The organism is Sphingomonas sp. (assembly GCF_031372575.1).
GTDB lineage: Bacteria > Pseudomonadota > Alphaproteobacteria > Sphingomonadales > Sphingomonadaceae > Sphingomicrobium.
Genome location: NZ_JANMLM010000075.1, coordinates 45172 through 69945, shown reverse-complemented (window position 1 = coordinate 69945; position 24774 = coordinate 45172). Strand labels below are relative to the sequence as shown.

General features: G+C 64.0%; 20 protein-coding genes and 2 tRNA genes. 11 read left to right on the top strand and 11 right to left on the bottom strand.

What is annotated here, in order from left to right; translation table 11 throughout:
• Positions 1–225, top strand: coding sequence for a DUF2093 domain-containing protein (locus tag RMN73_RS07145; protein WP_309602630.1), 225 nt, complete (start codon positions 1–3; stop codon positions 223–225).
• Positions 226–412: 187 nt separating this feature from the next.
• Positions 413–3487 (top strand): TonB-dependent receptor domain-containing protein, encoded by a 3075-nt coding sequence (locus tag RMN73_RS07140; protein ID WP_309602629.1) that lies wholly within the window; start codon positions 413–415, stop codon positions 3485–3487.
• 135 nt (positions 3488–3622) lie between these two features.
• Here the strand turns inward: RMN73_RS07140 and RMN73_RS07135 are convergent, their stop codons facing one another.
• From RMN73_RS07135 to RMN73_RS07120, 4 genes are all read right to left on the bottom strand, one after another.
• Complete coding sequence (locus RMN73_RS07135) at positions 3623–5431, bottom strand: putative 2OG-Fe(II) oxygenase (protein WP_309602628.1); 1809 nt, start codon at positions 5429–5431, stop codon at positions 3623–3625.
• Between the two features lie 30 nt (positions 5432–5461).
• Entirely contained in the window at positions 5462–6001 is a 540-nt protein-coding gene (locus tag RMN73_RS07130) for a hypothetical protein (protein WP_309602627.1), read from the bottom strand.
• A 68-nt stretch (positions 6002–6069) separates the two neighbouring features.
• Complete coding sequence (clpB, locus tag RMN73_RS07125) at positions 6070–8649, bottom strand: ATP-dependent chaperone ClpB (RefSeq protein ID WP_309602626.1); 2580 nt, start codon at positions 8647–8649, stop codon at positions 6070–6072.
• 62 nt (positions 8650–8711) lie between these two features.
• On the bottom strand, positions 8712–9449 hold the full coding sequence (locus RMN73_RS07120; protein ID WP_309602625.1) for a hypothetical protein: 738 nt from the start codon (positions 9447–9449) through the stop codon (positions 8712–8714).
• On the opposite strand from RMN73_RS07120, the gene RMN73_RS07115 reads away from it, so the two are divergent.
• The 3 genes from RMN73_RS07115 to RMN73_RS07105 all read left to right on the top strand — a co-directional run bounded on the left by RMN73_RS07115 (position 9448) and on the right by RMN73_RS07105 (position 11386).
• Positions 9448–9831, top strand: a complete 384-nt coding sequence (locus tag RMN73_RS07115) for a polyhydroxyalkanoic acid system family protein (RefSeq protein WP_309602624.1) — start codon at positions 9448–9450, stop codon at positions 9829–9831. The genes RMN73_RS07120 and RMN73_RS07115 overlap by 2 nt on opposite strands.
• A gap of 95 nt (positions 9832–9926) precedes the next feature.
• Positions 9927–11234, top strand: a complete 1308-nt coding sequence (locus RMN73_RS07110) for an FAD-dependent oxidoreductase (protein ID WP_309602623.1) — start codon at positions 9927–9929, stop codon at positions 11232–11234.
• 75 nt (positions 11235–11309) lie between these two features.
• Positions 11310–11386, top strand: a tRNA-Pro gene (locus RMN73_RS07105).
• Positions 11387–11441: 55 nt separating this feature from the next.
• Here RMN73_RS07105 and RMN73_RS07100 read toward each other — a convergent pair.
• The 5 genes from RMN73_RS07100 to RMN73_RS07080 all read right to left on the bottom strand — a co-directional run bounded on the left by RMN73_RS07100 (position 11442) and on the right by RMN73_RS07080 (position 16142).
• The gene (locus RMN73_RS07100; RefSeq protein WP_309602622.1) at positions 11442–12134 is read right to left on the bottom strand and encodes a type 1 glutamine amidotransferase domain-containing protein; all 693 of its coding nucleotides are present in this window, start codon (positions 12132–12134) and stop codon (positions 11442–11444) included.
• A 65-nt stretch (positions 12135–12199) separates the two neighbouring features.
• A complete protein-coding gene (locus RMN73_RS07095; RefSeq protein WP_309602621.1) occupies positions 12200–13015 on the bottom strand; it encodes a class II aldolase/adducin family protein in 816 nt (271 codons plus the stop codon).
• The gene (maiA, locus tag RMN73_RS07090) at positions 13012–13662 is read right to left on the bottom strand and encodes a maleylacetoacetate isomerase (protein ID WP_309602620.1); all 651 of its coding nucleotides are present in this window, start codon (positions 13660–13662) and stop codon (positions 13012–13014) included. Before maiA ends, RMN73_RS07095 begins: the two co-directional genes overlap by 4 nt.
• 9 nt (positions 13663–13671) lie before the next feature.
• A complete protein-coding gene (locus RMN73_RS07085) occupies positions 13672–14079 on the bottom strand; it encodes an acyl-CoA thioesterase (protein ID WP_309602619.1) in 408 nt (135 codons plus the stop codon).
• On the bottom strand, positions 14076–16142 hold the full coding sequence (locus RMN73_RS07080) for a S9 family peptidase (RefSeq protein WP_309602684.1): 2067 nt from the start codon (positions 16140–16142) through the stop codon (positions 14076–14078). The genes RMN73_RS07085 and RMN73_RS07080 overlap by 4 nt, the downstream gene beginning before the upstream one ends.
• A 190-nt stretch (positions 16143–16332) precedes the next feature.
• On the opposite strand from RMN73_RS07080, the gene RMN73_RS07075 reads away from it, so the two are divergent.
• Complete coding sequence (locus tag RMN73_RS07075; RefSeq protein ID WP_309602618.1) at positions 16333–18126, top strand: aminopeptidase P family protein; 1794 nt, start codon at positions 16333–16335, stop codon at positions 18124–18126.
• Here the strand turns inward: RMN73_RS07075 and RMN73_RS07070 are convergent.
• Positions 18123–18245 carry a hypothetical protein gene (locus RMN73_RS07070; protein ID WP_309602617.1) on the bottom strand — a complete coding sequence of 41 codons (123 nt, stop codon included), beginning with the start codon at positions 18243–18245 and terminating at the stop codon, positions 18123–18125. The genes RMN73_RS07075 and RMN73_RS07070 overlap by 4 nt on opposite strands.
• Positions 18246–18321: 76 nt before the next feature.
• On the opposite strand from RMN73_RS07070, the gene RMN73_RS07065 reads away from it, so the two are divergent.
• The 4 genes from RMN73_RS07065 (at position 18322) to RMN73_RS07050 (ending at position 20744) form a co-directional block, all read left to right on the top strand.
• A tRNA-Thr gene (locus RMN73_RS07065) sits at positions 18322–18396 on the top strand.
• 148 nt (positions 18397–18544) lie between these two features.
• Entirely contained in the window at positions 18545–18703 is a 159-nt protein-coding gene (locus RMN73_RS07060) for a Flp family type IVb pilin (RefSeq protein WP_309602616.1), read from the top strand.
• 104 nt (positions 18704–18807) lie between these two features.
• Positions 18808–19812 (top strand): beta-eliminating lyase-related protein, encoded by a 1005-nt coding sequence (locus tag RMN73_RS07055; RefSeq protein ID WP_309602615.1) that lies wholly within the window; start codon positions 18808–18810, stop codon positions 19810–19812.
• Positions 19809–20744: an EamA family transporter gene (locus tag RMN73_RS07050; protein ID WP_309602614.1), complete on the top strand. Its 936-nt coding sequence runs from the start codon at positions 19809–19811 to the stop codon at positions 20742–20744. Before RMN73_RS07055 ends, RMN73_RS07050 begins: the two co-directional genes overlap by 4 nt.
• A gap of 3 nt (positions 20745–20747) precedes the next feature.
• Here the strand turns inward: RMN73_RS07050 and RMN73_RS07045 are convergent, their stop codons facing one another.
• Complete coding sequence (locus tag RMN73_RS07045; RefSeq protein WP_309602613.1) at positions 20748–22040, bottom strand: M48 family metallopeptidase; 1293 nt, start codon at positions 22038–22040, stop codon at positions 20748–20750.
• A gap of 121 nt (positions 22041–22161) precedes the next feature.
• Here RMN73_RS07045 and pepN point away from each other — a divergent pair, with 121 nt between their 5' ends.
• Complete coding sequence (pepN, locus tag RMN73_RS07040) at positions 22162–24765, top strand: aminopeptidase N (protein ID WP_309602612.1); 2604 nt, start codon at positions 22162–22164, stop codon at positions 24763–24765.
• The last annotated feature ends 9 nt before the right edge of the window (positions 24766–24774 follow it).

Genomic DNA, 24774 nt, shown 5'->3' with positions numbered 1-24774 from the left:
ATGTTGATGGGCAGGGGGCGCGAGGCCCGGATTCACTATCTGGCGGGCACCTTCCGCTTGCTCAGCGCGGGCGACTTCGTGCACTGCGCCGTGACCCAGGCCGAAATCCCGCTCGACGAACTGCGCTATTGGAGCGTCGATCGGCAGGAAGCCTATGGTGATGCCGCCGCCAGCCTTGCCGCCGAACGCCTGGCCGCCGAACGCCGCGCCGCCAGCGGGCGTTGAGCCGCCGGATCACGCTGTATTTCCACTGTGGCAGCGCTGTCACAGTGCGTTAACAAAAGCGCCATCGACCCCGTTCGGTGCTGGACAGCAACCCACCTTTTGAAGCTAAACGACTTCCACGTGGGGTGGATTGCGCCCGCGAACCAGAGGCGTCGCCGAAAATGACGCCCCGATTCGGGAGATTATAATGAGGAAAACCAATTTGCGTGCGACTGCCGGACGGCAGGCTCTCGCGCTCCTTGGCGCAGGCGTCTTCGCCGCTGCTCCGGCAGCCGCCCAGACCGCGCCGGACGGCACTACGCCGCCTTCGAGCGAAACCCAGCCGTCGGCCAGTCAGCAGCCAGCAGCAGCCGATCCGGTTGCTAAGGCCGACGACGACGACGCCATCGTCATCACCGGATCGCGCATCGCGCGTCCCGATCTCGAAGGCCCGAGCCCCGTCACGACGGTTAGCGCAGAGCAGTTCGACCTGACCGGAACGGTTACCGTCGAGACCCTGCTCAACGAGCTTCCGCAGGTTATTCCGGGCAACACCCGCACGTCGAACAACCAGGGCGGCGAAGACTTTTCGACCATCGATCTTCGCGGTCTCGGGCCACAGCGCACGCTGATCCTCGTCGATGGTGAGCGCGTTCCTGCGTCCTCGACCACCGGCGTGGTCGACATCGGCACCATCCCGGCCGGCCTCATCGAGCGCGTTGACGTCGTCACCGGCGGTGCCTCGGCAGTGTACGGTTCGGACGCCATGGCCGGCGTCGTCAACTTCATCCTCAAGGACAATTACGAGGGTCTGGAAGTGACGTCGCAGTACAGCATCACCGATCATGGTGATGGCGGTGCGTTCAACATCCAGGGCCTCCTGGGCGGCAACTTCGGCGACGATCGTGGCAACATGACCTTCTTCGCGAGCTATTACACTCGCGAGCCGATCGGCCAGGGCGACCGTGACGTGACCCGCAATGCCGGCGTCATCTATTACGATTATGCCACGAGCCAATATTTCGTTGCGGATCACCTCACCCCGACCGTTCCGGGTTCGACCGTGCTGGTCGCTTCGGGTGGTTCGGCTACCCCGCCTTGGGGTTTCGTCGTCAACAACCCGCAGAACGCGTTTACGGGCTTGTCGACCAACCCGGCGACCGCGCCGCGGTTCACCAACGTCAACACCGATTGTAACCCGGCGACTCCCCCGGTTGCAGCGGTCAACGGCGGCAACCTGTCGTTCAACGACTTTGGTCAACTGACCCCGCGTTTCGTCAGCGGCCTGTGCGCCTTTGCCGATCGTTCGACGGGCTCGAGCCGGTTCAACTTCAACCCGCTCAACTATCTGGTGACGCCGTACAACCGGCTCAACCTGGCCACCACGGCGCGTTACGATATCAACGATTCGATCCGCCTCAAGGTCATCGCCAACTACACCGACTCGTCGCAGGAAGTTAACCTTGCGCCGACCCCGGCTGGTGGCTCGACCGGTCTGGTGGTGCCGTTCAACAGCCCGCTGATCCCTGCGGATCTCGCGGCTGCCTTGGCATCGCGTCCCAACCCGACCGCACCGTTCAACTTCGATCGTCGCTTCAGCGAGACCGGACCGCGTATCGGCATCTATGACTCGAAGACGGCCACGCTGCGCGGCACCCTGTCGGGCCCGCTGGCGCACGGCTTCAACTGGGATGTCACCGGCAGCTACGGTCGGACCGACGCGGTTGCGACGTTGAAGAACAACATCAACCGTGCTGCGGTCAACCAGGGCCTGCGCGGCTGCCAAAACTCGGCTGGCGTGGTCAACGGCCCGGGCGTTCTCCCCGGTTGCGTTCCGCTCGACATCTTCGGACCGGACACGCTGACCCCGTCGATGGTTGCCTTCGTCGGCCTCGACACCAAGGAAACGCGGTCGTTCGACCAGGCCCGTGTCGCCGGCAACATCACCGGTAACCTGGTCGATCTTCCGGCCGGCCCGGTCGGCATTGCCGTCGGTGTCGAAGCGCGGACCGATCGTGGTGAGATCATCGTTGACGATGCCCAGCGTACGGGCAACATCATCGGGTTCAACGCCACGCAGAACCAGAAGGGCAAGGTCAACACCAAGGAAGTCTATGGCGAAGTCCGGGTTCCGATCCTGGCCGACAAGCCGTTCTTCCATGAGCTGTCGATCGAAGCAGGCGCTCGCTACTCCGATTACTCGTCGGTTGGCAGCCTGTTCAACTACAAGCTCGGCGCGCAATGGTCGCCGGTCGATTGGTTGAAGTTCCGCGGTATCTACAACAAGGCGGCCCGTGCGCCGTCGATTGTTGAACTGTTCCAGAATGGCGATCAGGGCTTCCCGTCCTATGTCGACTTCTGCGCCGATCCTCCGGGTGCACCGGTATTGTCGCCGGGCCTGCTGGCACTTTGCCAGGCACAGGTTGTCCAGGCTGGCGGCCCAGCCGGGTACAACTTCACCGGCTTCGACGAGAGCAATGCGCAGGTTCAGGCTTTCGCATTCGGTAACCCGGGCCTGTCGGAAGAAACCGCCAAGACCTATACGGTTGGTGCGGTGCTGACCCCGAACCTCGGGATTGGCCGTTTCTCGGCAACGATCGATTACTACAACATCAAGATCGAAGATCTCGTCACCACGCTTGGTTCGGGCTTCTATCTCAATGCTTGCGCCAACAGCCTGGATCCGAACTCGGATGCTTGCTTGCGCATTCGCCGTGACCCGGTGACTGCACAGGTTTCGGGGATCGATACGTCGATCGCCAACCAGGGCACGCTCAAGACGTCGGGTGTCGATGTTGGGATCAACTTCGCAGTGCCCTTCTCGGATCTCGGCCTCGGCCTTCCGGGTCGCTTCCGGGTCCAGGAACTGCTGTCCTGGCTCGACAAGTATGACTTCAACGGCACGGACTTCGGTGGCACCAGCGGTGGTGGCATCGGCGGGACGATCCCGGAATGGAAGTCGACCTTGACGGTGGCGTATGACAGCAGCTCGTTCACGGCGCAGGTGCGTTGGAACTGGCAGTCGGATGTCGAAGACATTGCCTTCTGCAACCCGGGCGACAATTGCGCTCCGAAGTTGAAGGGGCTCAGCTACTTCGATCTGTCGCTGCGCAAGAAGATTGGCAGCAACTTCGAGCTGACGGGTATCGTCCAGAATTTGTTCAACCAGAAGGCAGAGAAGACGGTCGCCGGCTTCTTCGCTGAAGGTGGTACGGACGTGTCCTACTTCAACCCGATCATCCTCGGCCGTACGCTGACGATCTCGGGCCGGGTGAAGCTCTAATCTTCATCTGATCGACCGAATGAAGGCGGCGGGGGAGCAATCCCCCGCCGCTTTTCTTTGGGGGCAACAGGGCCAGCAAGCCGCGCGCAGCGGGACGACGGCCTCTTCAGACAGATGTTCGTGCGGGAATGGCCCTTAGCGGGGGACGAAATCGAACGCGGCGGTCAGGCGGTCGCCCTGATCGAACGGCAGGGTGCCGTGCCACAAATAGGACGGGAACAGCACCAGCCGCCCCGCTGCCGGCTCAACCACCCGGCGCGGTGCCAGATCGAGGTCGAACATCGCCGGCGGGACACCGAACTGGATCCAGCCCTGCTGGTCGGCCCATTTTTGCCGATCGTCCTGCGGCAGTCGCGCGTAATAAGCCGAACTCATCCATCCCTGGCTGTGCATGTGTGCGACATGGTGCCCGCCGGGGCTGAGCCGGACCGACCAGCTGCCGGCGAAATCGAGTTGCGGCGACAATCGCCGAAGGAATGGATGGGTCGAGTCGGCGGGCAAGCCGTCAATCGCAAGCGTCGCCGCCGCCACGATCGCCGCCCGGAAGCGCTGGATCGCGGGATCGGGACGCGCAAATAGAGCGCCGCTGGTCTGGGTGCCGTGGCGGAGCGATTGGTCGCCGGGCTCGGACTGGGATTGGTGCAGTGGATCGAGCACCGCCGCGACCTCGGCCGCAAAGTCGCCCGGCGACAGCGCGCCGTCCGGGGACGGCACCTCGACCACCATCACCAGCCGCGCATAATCGCACAGCCAGTCTTCGCGCGGATCACCGGCCAGCCGCCACGCGATCGACAAATTGGCCCATGCCGCCTGGTCATCGGGGTTAAGGCGGGTCTGCTCCTCCGCAATCGCGGCGGCGCGGACCGCATCCCCGGCGCGCAGTGCAAGCATCGCCATCGACGACAGAGGCGCGTCGCTGCGCCCGGCGAAGGCGCGTTCGAGCCGGGCCAGCGCGGTACCGGCATCGCCCTCGATCCCGGTCGCGGTGGCCTGGATCGCGACCAGCAGCGGATCCTCGCCGAATTTGGCGATGGCGCGTGCCGCGACCTCGGCCGCCTCGGCGTTGCGCCGGTGGAGCTGAAGCATGTTGGCATATTCGATCCAGTCGATCAGCCGACCGCTGGCCTGGGCAATCTGTTCATAATGGACGAAAGCGTCGTCCCCGCCGCGATATTCGACCTGCAGCCGGGTCAGGCCGACCTTCGACTCGGTGTGCGCGGGATCGGCAGCGATGGCGCGGCGATACAGCTCGGCGGCCTCGTCGACCCGCCCCGCCTCAAGCGCCGCTGCGGCCCAATTGGCGTGCAACCCAGCACCGCTCATCCCGAGCCTCTTTGCCTCCGCAAATGCCGCGCACGCCTCGTCAAATCTATATGATGCTCGCAGTGCGACTGCGTGGTTGTGACGGGTCAGCGCGCGGGTCGGATCGGCGGCGACGGCTTCGGCAAATGCGGCCAGCGATTGGTCGAGCTGCCCGTCATTCTTGAGCGCCATCGCGCGCACCGCAAGCAATCGCGCGTGGCCGGGGAAATGCGTGAGCCCGGTGTCCGCCGCCTCGATCGCGAGGTGCAACTTGCCGGCGTCGGCCGCGGCAATGGCGCGGTTGAGATGCGCATCGGCCGCGCCCGGCTGGAGCGCCGCCAGCCGCGACCATTGGACCAGCGCCTGATCGTGGCGCCCGGCCTTGCCAAGCATGTCGGCCAGCGCGCCGATAATCTCGGGCGGATCGCGCTCGATCGTCAGGATCCGGCGCAGCGCGTCCACGGCCGAATCGACTTCGCCGACGGCACTGGCAATCAACGCGTACAGCCGGAGCGCCTGGCCATGCTGGTCGATCGCTTTGCGCAGCGGCGCAATCGCAGCCCAGGCATCGGCCACGCGGCCGCCCTGCTGGAGCGACTGAGCACGGATCAATTGTGATTGGAGCGCAGCGGCATTCAGCATGGTTGCAGCCCGCTTGCTACGCCCCCGCGATCAATTGCCGAGGCGTTCGATACGGAATCCGGGCTGGCTGCCTATGGTGCCGAAAAAGCTACCGAGCGCGGCGCGCTTGATCTTGATCGGCGACCCGGCCTTGGGGCGATCCATATATGCGCCATCGGTCTGCGCCCAGCGCGCGCCATCCTTGAGCGTGAAGATGTAGCCGCGTTGCCCCGGGACGGCAGCGGTGATGGTGGTTTCGATCTGGTCGACGGCCTTTTCCATGTCGTCATCGGCGAAGATCCGCATCTTGGGCAGGCTGAAGCCGAACAGCCCGCGACGCGCCTCGCGCATGGCGTCCTTGTCGGCGACGAATAAATCGCGGTTCTGCTGGGCAGCGGCGAGCGCGCCGACATTCTGGTCGAAGCAGGCCAGGCGCTGGGCCGCATCGGCGATCGCACGGCACTGGATCACGTCGCTGAAAATCTTCGGCGGCGGCGCAGCGGACAGCGGCTGGGTCTTGGCGAAGGAGGGCGACGCAATCGCCAGCCCGGCGAGTGCGAGGCCCAGGTTAAGCTTGGAATGGAGCGCCATGATCTACCTCTCGAAAATCGTTGTCGCCAAGACAATGCCCGCTTGTTCAAGGCTCGTCAAAGACTTGCTCAGCCGGGGCTCAGGGTGAGCGCCCCATCACCCTCGTCGACCTTGACGGTCGAAGCGTCATGAACCTTGCCGGCGAGGATCGCGTCGGCCAGCGGATCCTGCAGATATTTCTGCACCGCGCGCTTCAACGGACGGGCGCCGTAGACCGGATCATAGCCGACACGGCCGAGCCACAGCCGCGCCGCATCGGTCAGGTCGAGGGTGATCTTGCGGTCGTCGAGCAGGCGCTGGAGCCGGGCAACCTGGATATCGACGATCGGTGCCATGTGGCTGGCCGACAGGCGGTGGAACAGGATGATCTCGTCGAGACGATTGAGGAATTCAGGGCGAAAATGGCCGCGCACCACGTCCATCACCTGGCTTTCGACTGCTGAAACCTCCTCATTTTCCCCCAACGAGGCGAGGAATTGGCTTCCGAGATTCGAGGTTAAGATGATGATTGTATTGGCAAAATCGACCGTTCGGCCCTGGCCATCGGTCAGCCGGCCATCGTCGAGTACCTGGAGCAATATGTTGAACACGTCGGGATTGGCTTTTTCGACCTCGTCGAACAACACCACCTGATAAGGGCGGCGGCGGACGGCTTCGGTCAACACGCCGCCTTCATCATAACCGACATAGCCGGGCGGCGCGCCGATCAGGCGGCTGACGCTGTGCTTTTCCATATATTCGGACATATCGATGCGGACCATCGCGCTGTCGTCGTCGAACAGGAAACCGGCCAGTGCCTTGGTCAGCTCGGTCTTGCCGACCCCGGTCGGGCCGAGGAACAGGAAGCTGCCGAGCGGGCGGCCGGGATCCTGAAGGCCCGCCCGGGCGCGGCGGACGGCGGCGCTGACGGCCTTGACCGCTTGCTCCTGCCCGATGACCCGCGCACCGATGGTCTGTTCCATCGCCAGCAATTTCTCGCGTTCGCCCTCGAGCATGCGTTCGACGGGAACGCCGGTCCAGCGACTGACCACCGCGGCGATGTCCTGATCGGTCACTTCCTCGCGCAGCATCGCGCCCTTGGACGCGACCGCGGCGTCGGCCAGTTTCTTTTCGAGCTCGGGGATGCGGCCATATTGGATCTCCCCCGCCTTGCCGAGATCGCCGCCGCGCTGGGCCTGGTCGAGTTCGATCCGGGCGGCGTCGAGCTGGGTCTTGAGTTCGGCCTCGGCGCTGATCTTTTCCTTTTCGGCCTGCCATCGCGCGGTCAGCTCGGACGAGGATTGTTCGAGATTGGCGAGTTCGCCTTCGAGCGTGACGAGGCGGTCCTTTGACGCGTTATCCTTTTCCTTCTTCAGCGCCTCGCGCTCGATCTTCAACTGGATGATCCGCCGGTCGAGATTCTCGATTTCCTCGGGCTTGGATTCCACTTCCATTCGCAAGCGGCTGGCGGCTTCGTCCATCAGGTCGATCGCCTTGTCGGGCAGGAAGCGGTCGGCGATATAGCGATTGGACAGCGTGGCCGCGGCGACCAAGGCGGCATCGGTAATCCGCACCCCGTGGTGAAGCTCATATTTCTCCTTCAGCCCGCGCAGGATCGAGATGGTGTCGGGGACGGTCGGTTCGCCGATCATGACCGGCTGGAACCGACGTTCGAGCGCGGCGTCTTTTTCGATATGCTTGCGATATTCGTCGAGCGTGGTCGCGCCGATGACGTGAAGCTCGCCGCGCGACAAGGCCGGCTTGAGCAGATTGCCGGCATCCATCGAACCTTCGGATTTTCCCGCGCCGACGATCATGTGCATTTCGTCGATGAACAATATGGTGTCCCCGGCCGACTGCTTGACCTCGTCGATCACGCCTTTCAGTCGTTCCTCGAACTCGCCCCGAAATTTGGTCCCGGCAATGAGCGCGCCCATGTCGAGGCTCATCAACTTGCGGTCCTTCAAGCCGTCGGGGACGTCGCCATTGGCGATCCGTAGCGCGAGCCCTTCGGCGATGGCGGTCTTGCCGACTCCGGGCTCGCCGATCAGCACCGGATTATTCTTGGTCCGGCGGGCGAGCACCTGGATCGTGCGGCGGATTTCCTCGTCGCGGCCGATCACCGGATCGAGCTTGCCGTCGCGCGCCGCCTGGGTGAGGTCGCGCGAATATTTCTTGAGCGCGTCGTAGCGATCCTCGGATCCTTGGGTGTCGGCGCTCCGCCCGCCGCGCAACTTGTCGATCGCGGCGTTGAGATTTTGCGGGGTGAGACCAGCCTTGGCGAGCGCGTCGCCGACGCCCGTACCCTTGGCCAGCACAAAGGCGAGCAAGATTCGTTCGACGGTGACATAGCTGTCGCCCGCCTTGGTCGCGATCTGTTGCGCACTGTCGAGCACTCGCAGCAGGTCGCCGTCGACCCCGGGAGCGGAATTGGCACCGCTGCCGGTCACAGCGGGTTCCTTGGTGACCAAAGCGTCGACCTGGCGCCGCGCCAAAGCCCCGTCGCCGCCCGAGGCGTTGATCAGCCCGACCGCCATGCCTTGCTCGTCATCGAGCAATGCCTTGGCATAATGGGCGGGGGTCACACGCTGGTGATGCTCGCGCACCGCAATCGTCTGCGCCGCCTGCAGGAACCCGCGCGCGCGGTCGGTGAGTTTGTCGAAGTCCATCAATCACCCCTTCTGATATCGGACGATGTGGTGTGTTAGGCGGACAACACAAGGGTTTCGCATCACCGTCGGGGCGCAAGCGGATCGAGCGTCGCAGCTGGCTGCACCAGGATTGGCGGCGCGATCTGGATCGGCGCACGATAAGGGATTCCATTTTCGGTCAGCACCGCCGGACAACCATAACCGCCGCGCGGCCCTGCGGTGCCCCACTCGCGGGCCTTCTTGCTGTCGATGTGGAACCGCAAACCCTTGTAGAAACCTAGCCCGATGTTGTTCCACGACCCCTTGTCCAGCTGGATCCGGCACAAGGCGAGCATCAATGCGTCACGCGTGATCGGTCGCAGCGGGACCATGTCAATCGCCCCGGCGGTGAGGTGGGTGCTGGTCTTGGCACCACCGGCACAAACGTTGAGCGCGGGGTTGCGATAGACCGACACCGGCTCGACCTGGCCGACCACCGGCTCGATGAACGCGCCGACGAAGCGCAACGCGGCAACGATGTTGGGCCAGGCGAAAGTCGGCGGGACCTCGAACGGCTGGTGGCCGCATTTCTGCCAGTCGCTCGCCGTGCGCAGCAATTGCCAGGTTGGTGCGACCCCACCGACGCCGTTGTTAACGAGGTAATCGTTGAACGCCCGAACATATAAGGGGCGATACGGCGCGGCGCCGACCCAATAACGATAGCCCGGTTCGTCCTGACCGGGGGTAACGTAGTCGGCAACCGGATTGAACGGCGCATATTGCGCCGCCGCTGGCATGGCCGCGAACAACAATGCCAAGAACAGGAACAGGCGTCTCATGCGTCATCAGAACGCGCGCGGGATTGAAAAGCAACCGGGCAGCCCGCATCTTGGCGCGATGCAACGCCCGATCCACGTCGATTTGCCGCACAAGCTTGGCCGCAACGAAGCCCGCCGCCGGATTGCCGGCAATATCGACAGCCTGGCCGGGCATATCCCGGGCGGGGCAGCGCAGGTCGATTCGCGGTGGGAAGGCGATGTGCTGCACCTCAACGTGCTGGCGATGGGTCAGGAAGTCAAAGCCCAGATCGGGGTCGAGGAGAAGGTCGTCCATTGCAAGATCGACTTGCCCGGGATGCTCGCTTTGTTCGCGGGCCCGATCGAAGCATTCCTCAAGCGCAAAGGCGACGACTTGCTGCTTGAGGACAAGCGCGAGTCCTGATGAGCGCCTGATTCACGCATTCGGCAAACGCGCAAGGGCGCTTTCGCCTCCAACGATCAGGCACTAGTCTCCCCCACAACAGCGGGGAGTCGGGCATGCGTCATTTCGCGATTATCGGGTCGGGGCCGGCGGGATTTTACACCGCCGAAGCCTTGGCCAAGGCGTTTGGCGATGCCGCGCGGATCGACATCATCGACAAATTGCCGGTGCCCTATGGCCTGATCCGCTTCGGGGTCGCGCCCGATCACCAGTCGATCAAGGCGGTCAGCAAGCGCTACGACAAGGTTGCCGACGACCCCCAGGTGCGGTTTGTCGGCAATGTCGCGGTTGGCGAGGCGGTCAGCGTCGAGGAATTGCGCGGGCTGTATGATGCGGTGATTTTGGCGACGGGCGCGCCGCATGACCGACCGCTCGGGATCCCCGGGGAGGATTTGGCGAACGTGGTCGGATCGGCGGCGTTTGTCGGCTGGTACAATGGCCATCCCGATTTTGCCGACCTCGCGCCCAAGCTCGACGGGGCGAATGCGGTGATCATCGGCAATGGCAATGTCGCGCTCGACGTGGCGCGGATATTGTCGAAGACGCGCGCCGAATTCGCCGGGTCGGACATCGTCGGCCATGCAATCGATGCGCTCGACGAATCGGGGGTCAAATCGATCACCTTCCTCGGGCGGCGTGGGCCGCATCAGATTGCGATGACCCCCAAGGAATTGGGCGAGCTCGGGCATTTGGCCGAGGCCGTGCCGGCGGTCGACCCGGACGATTTTCCGCCGCTGGTCGAGGATGAGGCGTTGGATCCCGGGATGCGCAAGTCGGTGGCGCATCTGCGCGCGTTCGCGGGAGGCCCGCCCGATGGAACCAAGCCGAAGACATTGGCATTCGATTTCTTCGCCAAGCCGCTCGGCATTGAGGGTGACGAGCGCGTCGAGCGGGTACTGGTCGAGCGAACGCAGCTCGATGGCGCGCGCGCCGTAGGGACCGGCGAGACCTATGCGATCCCGGCCGATTTGGTGGTGAGCTGCATCGGTTATTCATCGCCGCACATTGTCGGCGTCCCCTATGACGAGGATGGTGGCAAATATCGTAACGATCACGGGCAAATCGACGACGGGCTATACTGCGTCGGCTGGGCGCGGCGCGGGCCGTCGGGGACAATCGGCACCAACCGGCCCGATGGCTATGAAGTGGCCGAACAGGTCGAGGGTGCGATGCCTCCGGGATCGGATGGGGGCAAGGCGGGGGGCGATGCGCTCGATGCGTTGCTGACCACGCGCGGGGTGCGGTCGACCAGTTTCGACGACTGGCGGACGATCGAGGCGGCGGAGGTGGCGGCCGCCCGGCCCGATTCACCGCGCGAGAAATTCGTCCGGCACCATGATTGGCTGAAGGTGCTGGGGCACTAGGCGTATTGCCTAACCTCCAACCCCCCGCTAGGAAGCCCGCGCTCCTGCATCGGACCCAAACGGTCCGGTCCCGGTCGGGGAGTAGCTCAGCCTGGTAGAGCACTGTCTTCGGGAGGCAGGGGCCGGAGGTTCGAATCCTCTCTCCCCGACCATCGTCTGTTTTGGGCTGTCGTTGGACAGCTCAAAACAGACGAAATCACATCCTCATCAGATCGCCGGTTCCTTGACCAACGCTTCGAGCAATGCCTCGGCGGTGGCTTCGCTCGACGGCGGACTCTGGCCGGTAATGAGCAGGCCGTCGGTGACGACGTGCGACTTGAACGCGCCGCCTTCGGAGAAATGCGCGCCCTGCGCCTTCAACGCGTCTTCGAGTAGGAACGGGACGATGTCGGTCAGCCCGACGGCGTCCTCCTCGGCATTGGTAAAGCCGGTGACCTTGCGGCCCTTGACCAATGGCTGGCCATCGGGCGCGGCGGCATTGGTGAGGATGGCGGGTGCATGGCAGACGAGTGCGACCGGGCGGTTGGCGGCAAGGGTCGATTCGATGATCGCCTTGGCGTCGGCATCCTTGGCGAGATCCCACAACGGGCCATGGCCACCGGGGAAGAATACGCCGTCAAACTGGCTGGCATCGATGGTCGACAGGATTTCGGTCGAGGCGAGATAGCGCTGCGCCGCAGAATCGGCCTTGAAGCGCTTGGTCGCCTCGGTCTGCGCGTCGGGTGCATCGCTCTTCGGATCGAGCGGGGGCTGGCCGCCCTTGGGGCTGGCAAGCGTGATATCGGCGCCGGCGTCCTTGAGGACATAATAAGGCGCTGCAAATTCCTCGAGCCAAAAACCGGTCTTCTTGCCGGTGTCGCCAAGCTGGTCGTGGCTCGTCAAAATCATCAAAACTTTCATCGGGATGCTCCGTGATCATCCCCCGCCCGCCGCCTACATAAGCGCTTGGCGTGACAGTTTCGAGATCAGGTCGCGAAATTCGGGTCGAGGCGATAGGCTTTGCGGAGCAGGGCCGGCCACGCGAGCAGGTTGGCGGCGACCTTGAGGCCGACCCCGCCTTGCTCGGCGGCGAGCTCGGGTGTGCCCTGTGGCGGGTGGTTGAGCTTGTCGCCGGCGGACAGCGCCATGATCTGCGCCTGGCACGCGCGCTCGAGGAAATAGAGCTTAATGAAGCATTCGCCGACATTGCCGCCGACCGCGAGCGTGCCGTGGTTGCGGAGCAGCATCGCGTTCTTGGTGCCGAGGTCGGCGACGATTCGCTCGCGCTCCTCAAGCTCGGTCGCGACGCCTTCATAATCGTGGAAAGCGAGATCGCCGCGGACCAGCATTGCGGTCTGGGTGATCGGCAGCAGGCCATCTTCATGCGCCGCGACCGCCTGACCATGCGGGGTGTGGAGATGCATCACCGCGTGCGCATCCTCGCGCGCCATGTGGACGGCGCTATGGATGGTGAAGCCGGCGGGGTTGGTGATGAACGGGGTTGGATTGACCGGATTGCCGTGGACATCGACCTTGACCAGCGACGAGGCGGTCACTTCCTCGAACATCAATTGGTACGGGTTGAGCAGGAAATGATGCTCCGGCCCGGGGATTCGGGCCGAGAGATGGGTGAAGATAAGGTCGTCCCAGCCAAAATGCGCGACCAAGCGGTACGCGGCGGCGAGATCGACGCGGATCGCCCATTCCTCCGCGCTGACATGCTCCTTTATCGACGGGATAACGACCTCGGTGATCGGCGCGACGCCGGTGATCCCGCGGTTCATCGATTCGGCTCGGTTCATTTCACCATGTCCTGCTGGGCGATCATGTCGGGGTGGGCGGCGGCGAATGCGGGCAGCGCGCTGGCCGATTCGTCGGCGCGTCGGAGCGACGGGAAAGGCGCGATCGGCACCGCGAAGCGGCGCGCGTTGTAAAGCTGGGGGACAAGCATCACGTCGGCCAGTGTGGGCGAGTCGCCGAACAGGAAGGCACCCGCGCGCGGCGCAGCGAGGGCTTCCAGCGCGGCCAGTCCCTCGGTCACCCAATGCCCATACCAGGCGTCGGACTGATCCTGCGTCGCATCGAGCGTGCCCGAGAGATATTTCAGCACGCGAAGGTTGTTTAGCGGGTGGATGTCGCACGCCACGGTCAGCGCCAGTGAGCGGACGTGCGCGCCATCGGCGGGATCGCGCGGCATCAGCAAGGGATCAGGGCGGGTCTGGTCGAGATAGACTGCGATCGACAGGCTCTGGGTGAGCTTGAGACCGTCAATCTCGAGCATCGGCACGAAGCCTTGCGGGTTGAGCGCGCGATAGGCCGGGTCTTTTTGCGCGCCCTCGGCCAGATTGACCGAATGGCGGTCATATTCGATGCCCTTCAAGTTGAGCAGGATCCGCACCCGGTACGCGGCCGAGGAGCGGAAATAATCGTGGAGCAGGGGTCGCGCCATGAACGAAGCTTAGCGCGACTCCATGAACGGCGCCACCACGTCGGGCGGGACGCGGATCGGGCGTCCGGCGGCCTTGTCGATGATCGCCCATTGAGTCACCGCGCGAACCCTGACCTTGCCGTCCGTGCCGACGAATTCCATGTGCCGGTCGAACCGCGCGCCTTTGGGTGCCTCGCCGACCCAGGTGCGGCCGGTCAATGTCTCGCCGTCAAATGCGGGGCGGAGATAATCGATCTCGTGGCGGACAACGACCCAGAAGTAGGCGTCCTGATGCTCGGGGGTGGCGACGCTATACCAATGCGCCAGCGCAACCTCCTGAATCCACCGCACCCACACCGCATTATTGACATGGCCAAGCTCATCGATTTGCTCGGGCCGCGCGGTCACGGAGCGGGTGAAGATCGGGCGGTCGGTCACTCCCCGATTTGCGTCACCACGAAGGTATAGGCTTCCGCCACCTCGTGAAGCGCGGTCCAGCGGCCTGATTTGCCGCCATGTCCCGCGCCCATGTTGATCTTGAGCAGCAGCAGATTGTCATCGGTCTTGGTCGCGCGGAGCCGCGCTGCCCATTTGGCCGGCTCCCAATAGGTCACGCGCGGATCGTTGAGCCCGCCGTTGATCAACATCGCCGGATAGGGCTTGGCCTCGAGATTGTCGTACGGGCTGTAGCTGCGCAGCAGCTTGAACGCTTCGGGATCTTTGATCGGGTTGCCCCATTCGGTCCATTCGCCCGGCGTCAGCGGCAACGTGTCGTCGAGCATCGTGTTGAGGACATCGACGAATGGCACGTCGGCGACGACCGCGCCGAACAATTCGGGTGCCTGGTTGACCACCGCGCCCATCAATTCGCCGCCGGCCGAACCGCCCTGCGCAGCGACCCGCCCGGGTTTGGCATAGCCCTCGGCGATCAGCCCCTTGGTGACATCGACGAAATCGTTGAAGGTATTGGTCCGCTTTTTGAGCTTGCCGTCGAGGAACCATTGGTAGCCGAGGTCGTCGCCGCCACGGATGTGGGCAATGGCAAAGGCGAATCCTCGATCGACCAGGCTCAGTCGGCTGGTTGAGAAACTGGGCGGGATGGCATAGCCATAGGCGCCATAGCCATAGACGAACAATTTGCCCGACCCGTCCTTCTTCATGTCTTTCAGACGGACCACCGATACCGGCACCTTGGCACCGTCGCGGGCGCTGATCATCAAGCGCTCGGTGACATATTTGGTCGGGTCATAGCCTGAAGGAATTTCCTGCACCTTGCGGGTTTCTAGGCGATCGTCTGCGGGATGATAGTCGAACACGGTTCCGGGCGTGACCATCGACGAATAAGCGATACGGTAGGAGGCGGGGGCATATTCGGGGTTGCCCGAAAAACCCGCATTATAGCTCGCCTCGGTAAACGGGACGCGCTCTTCCGTGCCGCTGGCATAGTCGCGCAGCACCAGTTGATCGAGGCCATCGACCCGACTGGTGATCAGCAAATGGTCACGGTGCGCCGTGATTCCGCGCAAATAGACGCGGTCGGACCCGGCGACGACATCGTGCCACCTGCCCGGCTTGGCCGGATCGGCCGACGCGATGCGGAAATTGACGTGCTTGTCGTTGGTCAGCAGCCACAATTTGCCGTGGGCGGCATCGACCTCATACTGGATGTCGGGCTTGCGCGCGCGGATCAGCTTGAGCGGAGCGGTCGGATGGTCGGCGGCAACGATCCGCACCTCGTTCGAGCTGTTATTGCCGGTCGAAATGACGATCAAGCTATTGTCGGTGGTCCGGTCGACTCCGACCGAGAAGGCGATGTCATCCTTCTCTTCAAAGATGGTCACGGCCTTGGCCGGTTCGTTGCCGATGCGATGGTATCGGGCGCGATAGCTGCGCCACTGGTCGTTGACCTCAGTGAACACCAGCCCCTTGCTGTCCTTGGTCCACACCGGATTGCCGATGCCCACCTTGGTTACCGTCTCCATATCCTTGCCGGTAGCGAGATCGCGCACCACCAGCTTGAAGCGTTCCGATCCGTCATCGTCGACCAGTCGTGCCAGCCGCTTGCCGTCGGGGCTGACGGCAAATGCGCCGAGCCGATAATATTCCTTGCCCGCAGCCTCGGTGTTCTCGCTGTAGATCAGGGTTTCTCCGCCGCCCGCGACAGGTCGGCGATACCAGTCGCGATATTGAGTGCCCGGTTTGAACGCACTCCAGTAGAGCCAGTCGCCGTCCTTAAGCGGAACCGACGCATCATCTTCCTTCACGCGACCTTTCATCTCCTGGAATATCGTCTCGGTCAGCGCGGCGTGCGGCTTCATCGCCGTCTCAAAATAGGCGTTTTCAGACTTGAGATAATCGAGGACATCCTTGTCATCGACGGTCGGATAGCCCTTGTCGCGCAGCCAGGCGTACGGATCTTCGACCCGGATGCCGTGGCGTTCGAAACTGGATGGGCGTTGTTCGGCGCGGGGCGGCGCGGGCAGGGCGCTGGTCTTGGTCATGGGTGCTTTCTGGCTGGCAGTCGGGGCAGCGAGGGCTGCGGACAAAGCGAAAATGGGGGCCGTCAGGGCTGCGGCAAGCGGAATGATTCTCATGGTCTGGCAGACAAGCAGAGGGTGACCGGTCGCGTCCAGCGCAAAACGGCGCTAAGGAAGGTTTAGATCATCCATCCATCGAAAATGGTGCTTGTCCATGTCTAGTTACGCCGACCGTCTCGCCGCGCTTCGTGATCAGTTGAAGCGCGACCGGCTCGACGGGTTCGTGGTGCCGCTGACCGACGAGCATATGAGCGAATATGTCGGCAGCTATGCCCAGCGGCTCGAGTGGCTGACCGGCTTCAAGGGATCGGCCGGATCGGCGGTGGTGCTGCCCGAGCAAGCGGCGATTTTTACCGACGGGCGCTACACATTGCAGGTGCGCAGCCAGGTCAGTGAGTCAGAGTGGAGTTACCAGTCGGTGCCCGAGACCAGCGCCGCCGAATGGCTCCGCGAGCATGCGCCGCAGGGCGCGCGGATCGGCTATGATCCGTGGTTGCACACCACCGACTGGGTCAAGCAGGCCAAGGAGCAGCTTGCCGCCAAGGGGGCGGAGCTGGTCGCGGTGGGGACCAATCCGATCGACCGGGTGTGGGCCGACCGGCCGGCCCCGTCGAAAGCACGGCTGATGGTCCAGCGCGATGAGCTGGCGGGGCAATCATCGGCCGACAAGCGCCAGCAAATGGCCGACTGGCTGTCCGAAAATGGAGCCGATGCAGCGGTGCTTGCGGCGCTCGATTCGATTGCGTGGACATTCAATCTGCGCGGCGCGGACGTCAGTCACACCCCGGTGGCGTTAGCCTATGCGATCGTCAATCGCGACGGGACGGCGGAATTGTTCGTCGATCCCGACAAGGTTGGCGACGAGGTCAAGGCGCATCTCGGCAATGGCGTGCGGCTGCACGAACGGACGGCGTTCGAAGGTTATTTGCAGGGGCTCGAGGGCAAGCGCGTCGCGGTCGACCCCGAGCGGTCGGTGGCGGCGATCGGCCAGGCGCTCGACGAAGCGGGCGCGGTAATTTGGCGGGTGCGCGATCCTGCGGTGCTGCCCAAGGCGATTAAGAATCAGGCCGAGATATCGGGGCACCGGGCGGCGCAGGCGCGCGACGGGGCGGCGATCGTTCGGTTCCTGAAATGGGTCGAGGCCGAAGCGCCGTCGGGCAAGCTCGACGAACTGATTGCATCGGACAAATTGCAGGCGATCCGCGCCGCGGGCGGGATGCTCAAGGATCTGTCGTTCGACACCATTTCGGGATCGGGGCCGAACGGCGCGATTGTTCATTATAAGGCGTCGGCGGAGACCAATCGGGCGATTACAATGAACTCGCTCTACCTGGTCGATTCGGGCGGGCAATATGAGGATGGCACGACCGACATCACGCGGACGCTGGCGATCGGCGAGCCGACCGACGAAATGCGCGACCGCTTCACGCGGGTGCTGCAGGGGCACATCGGGATCGCGACGGCGCTGTTCCCCAAGGGCACGCGCGGCTCGCAGCTCGACAGTTTCGCGCGCCGCGCCTTGTGGGATGCAGGGGTCGATTATGCCCATGGTACCGGCCACGGGGTCGGCGCCTTCCTGTCGGTCCACGAAGGGCCGCAACGGATTTCCCCGGCGGGATCGAGCCAGTCGGGGGGCGACGAGCCGCTCCAGGCGGGGATGATCCTCAGCAACGAGCCGGGTTATTACAAGACTGGCGAATATGGCATCCGGATCGAGAATCTGGTGCTTGTGATCGTGAAACAGGTCGCTGGCGCGGAGAAAGCGATGCTCGGGTTCGAAACGCTCACTTTCGCGCCGATCGAGCGGCGGCTGATCGTCAAGGAGATGCTGTCGGCCAAGGAGATTGCGTGGGTCGACTCCTATCACCGCGATGTGTTGGCGAAGATCAGGCCGCAGCTGGATAGTGACGAGCTTAGCTGGCTCGAGGCGGCCTGCGCCGCGCTCTAATCGGTCTTTAGCGGGGGCTTGGGCGGTTCGCTGTCGCGCGCCTGGGCCTTGCGGCGCTTGAGATTGTCGCGCAGCGCGGCGGCGAGGCGGTCTTCGCGTTGGTGGTTGGCCTTGGACATTGCCGCGCAAGCTTAGGGCCAAGCGGGTTGACAGTCGAGCGGCGCACCGGCCATAGGCGCGCGTCCCATCCGACATGCTGTCGTAGCTCAGTGGTAGAGCGCATCCTTGGTAAGGCTGAGGTCGTGAGTTCAATCCTCACCGACAGCACCATTTTCTTCCGATATCGGCGGCCCGGCGGGCTGACCGATGTCGAGGGCGAAACGACTACCCCGCAAAAATCTGCGATTTCCTGATTCCCGGGAAGAGTTTGTTAACCTTTTGGGTGCAGTTTGCTCCGGTCGAATCAAGGGAACAGACCATGCGCAAACTTATCAAGCTGATGAACAACTCGAAGGGTGCGACGGCCATTGAATATGGCCTGATTGCCGCCCTGATCGCAGTTGCTGCTATCGCCGCAATGAAGAGCATTGGTACCAAGCTGGGTACCACGTTCAACAATGTGTCGAACGAACTGTAAGCTTCCAGTTAATTGCGTAAACGGGGCCTTGGCGCGGAAACGCGCCGGGGCCCCTTTTTGTCGGGCGAGTTGACCGCAAGCGGTGCGCGCGTCATTCGCAGCGCGTGAACCGCTTTTTCTCCGACAATGCCGCCGCCGCCTGCCCAGCGGTGATCGAGGCGATCGCTGCCGCCAACCGGCTCGATAGCGCTTATGATGGCGACCAGTGGAGCGCGCGGCTCAATGCGGCGTTCGGGCAGGTGTTCGAACGCGAGGTCGAGGCGCTGTGGGTGACCACCGGGACCGCGGCCAATAGCATCGGGCTGGCCATGATGTGCCCGCCAACCGGCGCGATCCTGTGCCACCGCGACGCGCATATCGAAAATGACGAGGCCGGGGCCCCGGCGATGTATAATGGCGGGGCCAAGCTGATGCTGCTCGACGGGCCGGGGGCGAAAGTTTCGCCGGCGGTCGCGGAAGGCGCCTGCGCGCGGATCCGGCCCGACGTCCACCAGATCCAGCCCGCCGCGCTGTCAATCACCAATGCGACCGAATATGGACTGACCTATTCGGCGGAGGAAACCGCGGCGCTGGGCGATTTCGCCAAGGCGCGCGGGCTCGGCTTTCATCTCGACGGGGCCCGGTTCGCCAATGCGGTGGTGTCGACCGGCGCGAGCCCGGCCGACCTGACGTGGCGCGCTGGGGTCGATGTGCTGAGCTTCGGTTTCGTCAAGAATGGCGGGATGAATGCCGAAGCATTGATTTTCTTCGACACTGCGCTGGCGGACAAGGCCAAGGTGCTGCGCAAACGATCGGGGCATCTGCTGTCCAAGGGGCGCTATCTGGCGGCGCAATTGCTGGCGATGCTCGATGGCAATGTGTGGCTCGACAATGCGCGGAGCGCCAATGCGGCGGCGCAGGTGTTGGCGGAGGCGGCGGGAACGCGGCTGGTCCATCCGGTCGAAGCCAATGAATTGTTCGTTCGGATGACCCCGGCCGAGGCCGCCGCAGTGCGCGCGCAGGGTTTCGACTTCTATGACTGGGCGCCGGGCGAGGTTCGGCTGGTGACCAGTTGGGACCAGGACATGGATGCGGTGGCAAAATTGGCCGTCGCGATTGGGGCGCTTTGAGTAAGCCGCACGAGGCGCGGATCGACCGGTCGATCATCGTCCCGTTCATCATCTTCACCCTTATCTGGGGATCGACCTGGCTGGTGATCCGCGGCCAGATCGGCACCGTCGCGCCGCAATGGTCGGTGACCTATCGCTTTGCGATCGCTGCAATCGCGATGGCGGCGGTGGCGCAGTGGAAGGGCCAGTCGCTGCGGCCCAACCCGCCAATGCTGATCGCGGCGACGATCCTGGGGGTCAGCCAGTTCTGCATCAACTTCAACTGCGTCTATGTCGCCGAGCGCTACATCACGTCGGGCATCGTCGCGACCGTATTCGCGATCCTGATCGTCCCCAACAGCCTGCTCGGCTGGGCGCTGCTGGGGCAGCGACCGAGCGGGCGGTTTGCGATCGGGGGCGTGATCGCGGTCGCCGGGATCGGCCTGCTGTTCCTCCACGAATTGCAGTCGAGCAGCGCCACGTCGGGCGAAGTGCTGACCGGGCTCGGGCTGACCCTGTTCGGGATGCTCGGGGCGTCGTGGGCGAACGTCTATCAGGCGCGCGATTCGGTGAAGCGATATCCGCTGTTGGCGCTGCTGGCTTGGGCAATGGGAATCGGGGCCGTGGCCGATGCGTTGTTCGCGCTGGCCATCGCCGGGGCACCGACGATCGATACCAGCCCGGCCTATTGGGCTGGGCTGACCTATCTCGCGCTGGCGGCGACGGTGTTGGCGTTCAGCCTGTATTTGCCGGTGGTGCGCAAGATCGGGCCGGGGCGCGCGGCTTATTCGAGCGTGCTGGTGCCGGTGATCGCGATGGGGCTGTCGACTATCTTCGAGAATTATCAGTGGAGCCTGCTGGCCGGGGCGGGCGGCTTGCTCGCGCTCGGCGGGATGCTGGTCGCGCTGAGCGGCAGCCGGGGGAGCAAGATCGCCGCCCCCGACGCCGCCTGAGGCTTATTTCGCTAGCGCGGGCGCGGGCGCAGGTGGCGGCGGGGTCGTCATCACCATCGCCGCCTGCTGATCGGCGGTAAGCTCGGCCAGATGCTTCGCCTTCCAGGCCATCGCCATCGCCACCCGGGTGCGGCCCGAGGGATGATCGAAGAACAGGAATTCCTCGACTGCCGACGGTTCGATCTTGCGATATTCGCTCAATTGCATCGCGGTCATGGCGAATCCATCGGGCTCACGCGCGGCTTCGAGACCGAAGGCGTCAGCTTCGCTTTCATGGTGGCGGATGATTGAGTTGAACAGGATCCCGCCGGGGACCGAGAGGATCGCAATCAACGCGAACAGCAATGGCGCCGAGGCCGGATCCGACACTTCCCGGACACCCCAGCGATTGCCGTGGCGAGCCAGGATGCGGGGGACGGCACGATAGAGAATAGCAAACAATGCCAAGGACATAAGGGTCAGATAAAAAAGCAATTTCTGGATATGGTACAGCTTGTAATGGCCCATTTCATGACCCATCACCGCCTTGATCCCGTGGATGTTCGAGCGATTGAGCAGATTGTCGTTAAGCGCGATGCGGATCGTCGGCCCGAGTCCCGAGACATTGGCCGAAATCCGCTTGGTCTGTTTCGACGCGTCGACGACATAGACGTCGTTGGTCGGGATTTGTTGGGCCTTGGCAATGCGCAGGATTTCGGTGCGCGTCGGACTGTCGGCCATCGGGGTATATTTATTGAGCAACGGCTCGATGAAGATTGGCGCGATCAGGATCATCACCGACAGCAACGCGCCGATCGCGACCGAAGCCCACAGCCACCAGCGGGTCGGGCTTTTGCGGATCACGGCGAAAATCACAACGAAGAATATCGCGCTCAGCACCACGCCGACGCCGGTCATGATCGCCAATTCCTTGGCCCATTCGCCCGCGCTCTGGTTGGACATGCCATATTGATGTTCGCGGATGAAGCCGGTGTAGATCCCCCACGGCAGGGTCATCAGCCCGCCGATGAGGCCGAACGGCAGCGAGTAAAGCGCCGGCTGGAGCCAGCGCCATTTGACCACTTTCTGCGACCACGCGCTCCACGCCGCGGACCAGCCGAAGCGAAGCATGACCCAGTAGGACAGGATCGAAATCAGCGCCCCCCAGATCGGGAGCCAATAGCCGCCTTCGAAATAGGCATCGGACTTGGCCCGCGCGGCGCCGTTCAGGGTGGCGAGATACGCGCGGGTCGCGGCCTCGGCGTCGAATGGCGGTGCCGCCGCTACTGCGGCCTGGACGATCGAAATGATGCTCATGTGATTGCTCCCCTGTCCCCGCACGCAACCTAGGGCGTGGCATTTATGGCGCAAGTGCAACGCACCGCCGTTGGTCGATGGCGGCAGCGTTGCGTCGAACGGCGGCTGGCCGTAGCGGACGATGATGGACGCACGATTGAACCCCGAAGCCCCGGCAAGCCCGGACCATGTCACCATCCTCCGCAAGGACTATCAGCCGCCCGATTATTGGGTGCGCGAGGTTGTGCTCGATGTTTCGCTCGATCCCGAGGCGACGCGGGCGCGCGCGGTACTGAGTATCGAGCGCAATGGAACGCATGATCGGCCGCTCAGGCTGGCGGGTGACGGGCTGGAGCCGGTTGCGGTGCGGGCCAATGGCGGCGACGCGCGCTGGTCGATCGATGGCAAGATGCTAGTGATCGAGCTATCGGGCGCGACCGCACAGGTCGAGACCGAGGTGGTGATCAACCCCGCAGCGAACAGCAAATTGATGGGGCTTTATGCATCGGGCGGCATTTTATGCACCCAGTGCGAGAGCGAGGGCTTTCGGCGGATCCCCTATCACCCCGACCGGCCTGACATATTGTCGACCTATCGAGTCACGATGCGGGCTGACAAGGCGCATTTCCCCGTGTTGCTGGCCAATGGCAATCTGGTCGCATCGGGCGACGGCCCGGACGGGAGTCACTGGGCCGAATGGGAAGATCCGTTCCCCAAGCCAAGTTATTTGTTTGCGATGGTGGCGGGCGACCTCGCGGCCAACCGCTCGACCTTCATGACCTCGGGCGGCCGAACGGTCGATCTGGCGATCTGGGTCCGCGAAAAGGACTTGCCCAAGACCGCCCATGCAATGACCAGCCTGAAGCAGGCGATGGCGTGGGACGAGGCGACCTATGGGCGCGAATATGACCTCGACTTGTTCAACATCGTCGCGGTCGACGATTTCAACTTCGGCGCGATGGAGAATAAGGGGCTTAACGTCTTCAACTCGCGGTTCGTGCTGGCCGACCAGGACACCGCGACCGACGCCGATTTCGACGCCATCGCAGGGGTCGTCGCGCATGAATATTTCCACAATTGGTCGGGCAATCGGGTGACCTGCCGCGACTGGTTCCAGCTGAGCCTGAAGGAAGGCTTCACGGTGTTCCGCGACCAGAGCTTCTCGGCCGATATCGGCTCTGCGGCGGTCAAAAGAATCGACGACGTGCGGCTGCTGCGCGCGGTGCAATTTCCCGAGGATTCAGGCCCGCTGGCGCATCCGGTGCGGCCCGATTCCTATCTCGAGATCACTAATTTCTACACCGCGACAATCTACAACAAGGGTGCCGAAGTGATCCGCATGATGCGGACGATCCTGGGCGCCGAGGCGTTTCGTGCCGGGGCGGACTTGTACTTCGCGCGCCACGATGGCGAGGCGGCGACCTGTGACGATTTCGTGGCCGCGATGGCGGATGCCAGCGGGGTCGATCTGACGCGGTTCAAGATTTGGTACGAGCAGGCCGGGACGCCCAAGGTCGAAGCACGGCTGGTGCATGATGCGGCGGCACGGACCGCGACCTTGCATCTGGCGCAAAGCGTCGCGCCGACCCCGGGGCAGCCCGACAAGAAAGTCATGCCGATCCCGCTGCGCACCGCCTTGATCGGCGCCGACAGCGGAAGCGAAATCGGCGCCGAGCGCGTGATCATGTTGGAGGAAGCGACGCAGGCGGTGCTGTTCGACGGAGTCGACGAAGCGCCGTTGCTGTCGATCAACCGCGGTTTCTCGGCCCCGGTCAATGTCGCGGTCGAGCGGCAGCCGGGCGAGCTTGCAAAGCTGGCGGCGAGCGATGGCGATCCGTTCGCGCGCTACGAGGCGCTGCAGGAGATGATGTTCGGCGTGCTGATCGCGGGCGCGTCGGGCGAGCCGGTCGATCAGGCGCCGGTGATTGCGGCGATGCGTGGGACATTGCTGTCGGACGCACTCGACCCGGCGTTCAAGGGCGAGGCGTTGGTGATGCCGTCCGAAGCGTTGATCGGCGACCGGATGGACTCGGTCGATCCCGATGCGATCCATATGAGCCGCGAGGCCTTGCGCGCGGCGGTCGGCGCGGCGCTGGCCGATGCGCTTGCACCGGCGCAGGCGGCGGGCGCGGCGGGAAGCGACTTGTCGAGCGCGGCCAAGGGGGTGCGGCGGCTCAAGGGCGTGGCGCTGGCGCTGATCGCGGCGGGCGATCCGCTGCGCGGTGCGGCGCTGGCCAAGGCGCAATATGATGGGGCCGACAATATGACCGACCGGCAGGGCGCATTGGCCGTGCTGACGATGCTCGATGGGCCAGAGCGGACGGCGGCGCTGGCGGATTTCTACGACCGCTATCGTGGCGACGGGCTGGTGATCGACAAATGGTTCGCGCTGCAGGCGGGCGCACCGCGCAGCGACACGATCGACACCGTCGAGGCGTTGCTCGGGCATGGGGATTTCACGATGAAGAACCCCAACCGGCTGCGCGCGCTGGCGGGGAGTTTCGCGGGCAATCAGTGGGTGTTCCATGCTGGCTCGGGGCGCGGCTATCGCCTGCTCGGCGAGCTGATCATCAGGGCCGATGGAATCAATCCGCAAGTCGCGGCGCGGCTGGTCCCGCCATTGGGCCGCTGGCGGCGGTTCGAACCGGGCCGCGCGGCCCTGATGCGCGCCGAGCTGGAGCGGATCGTGGCAACGCCGGGGCTGAGCAAGGATGTGTTCGAGCAGGCGTCGAAGAGCCTGGTCTAGCAGGCGAGC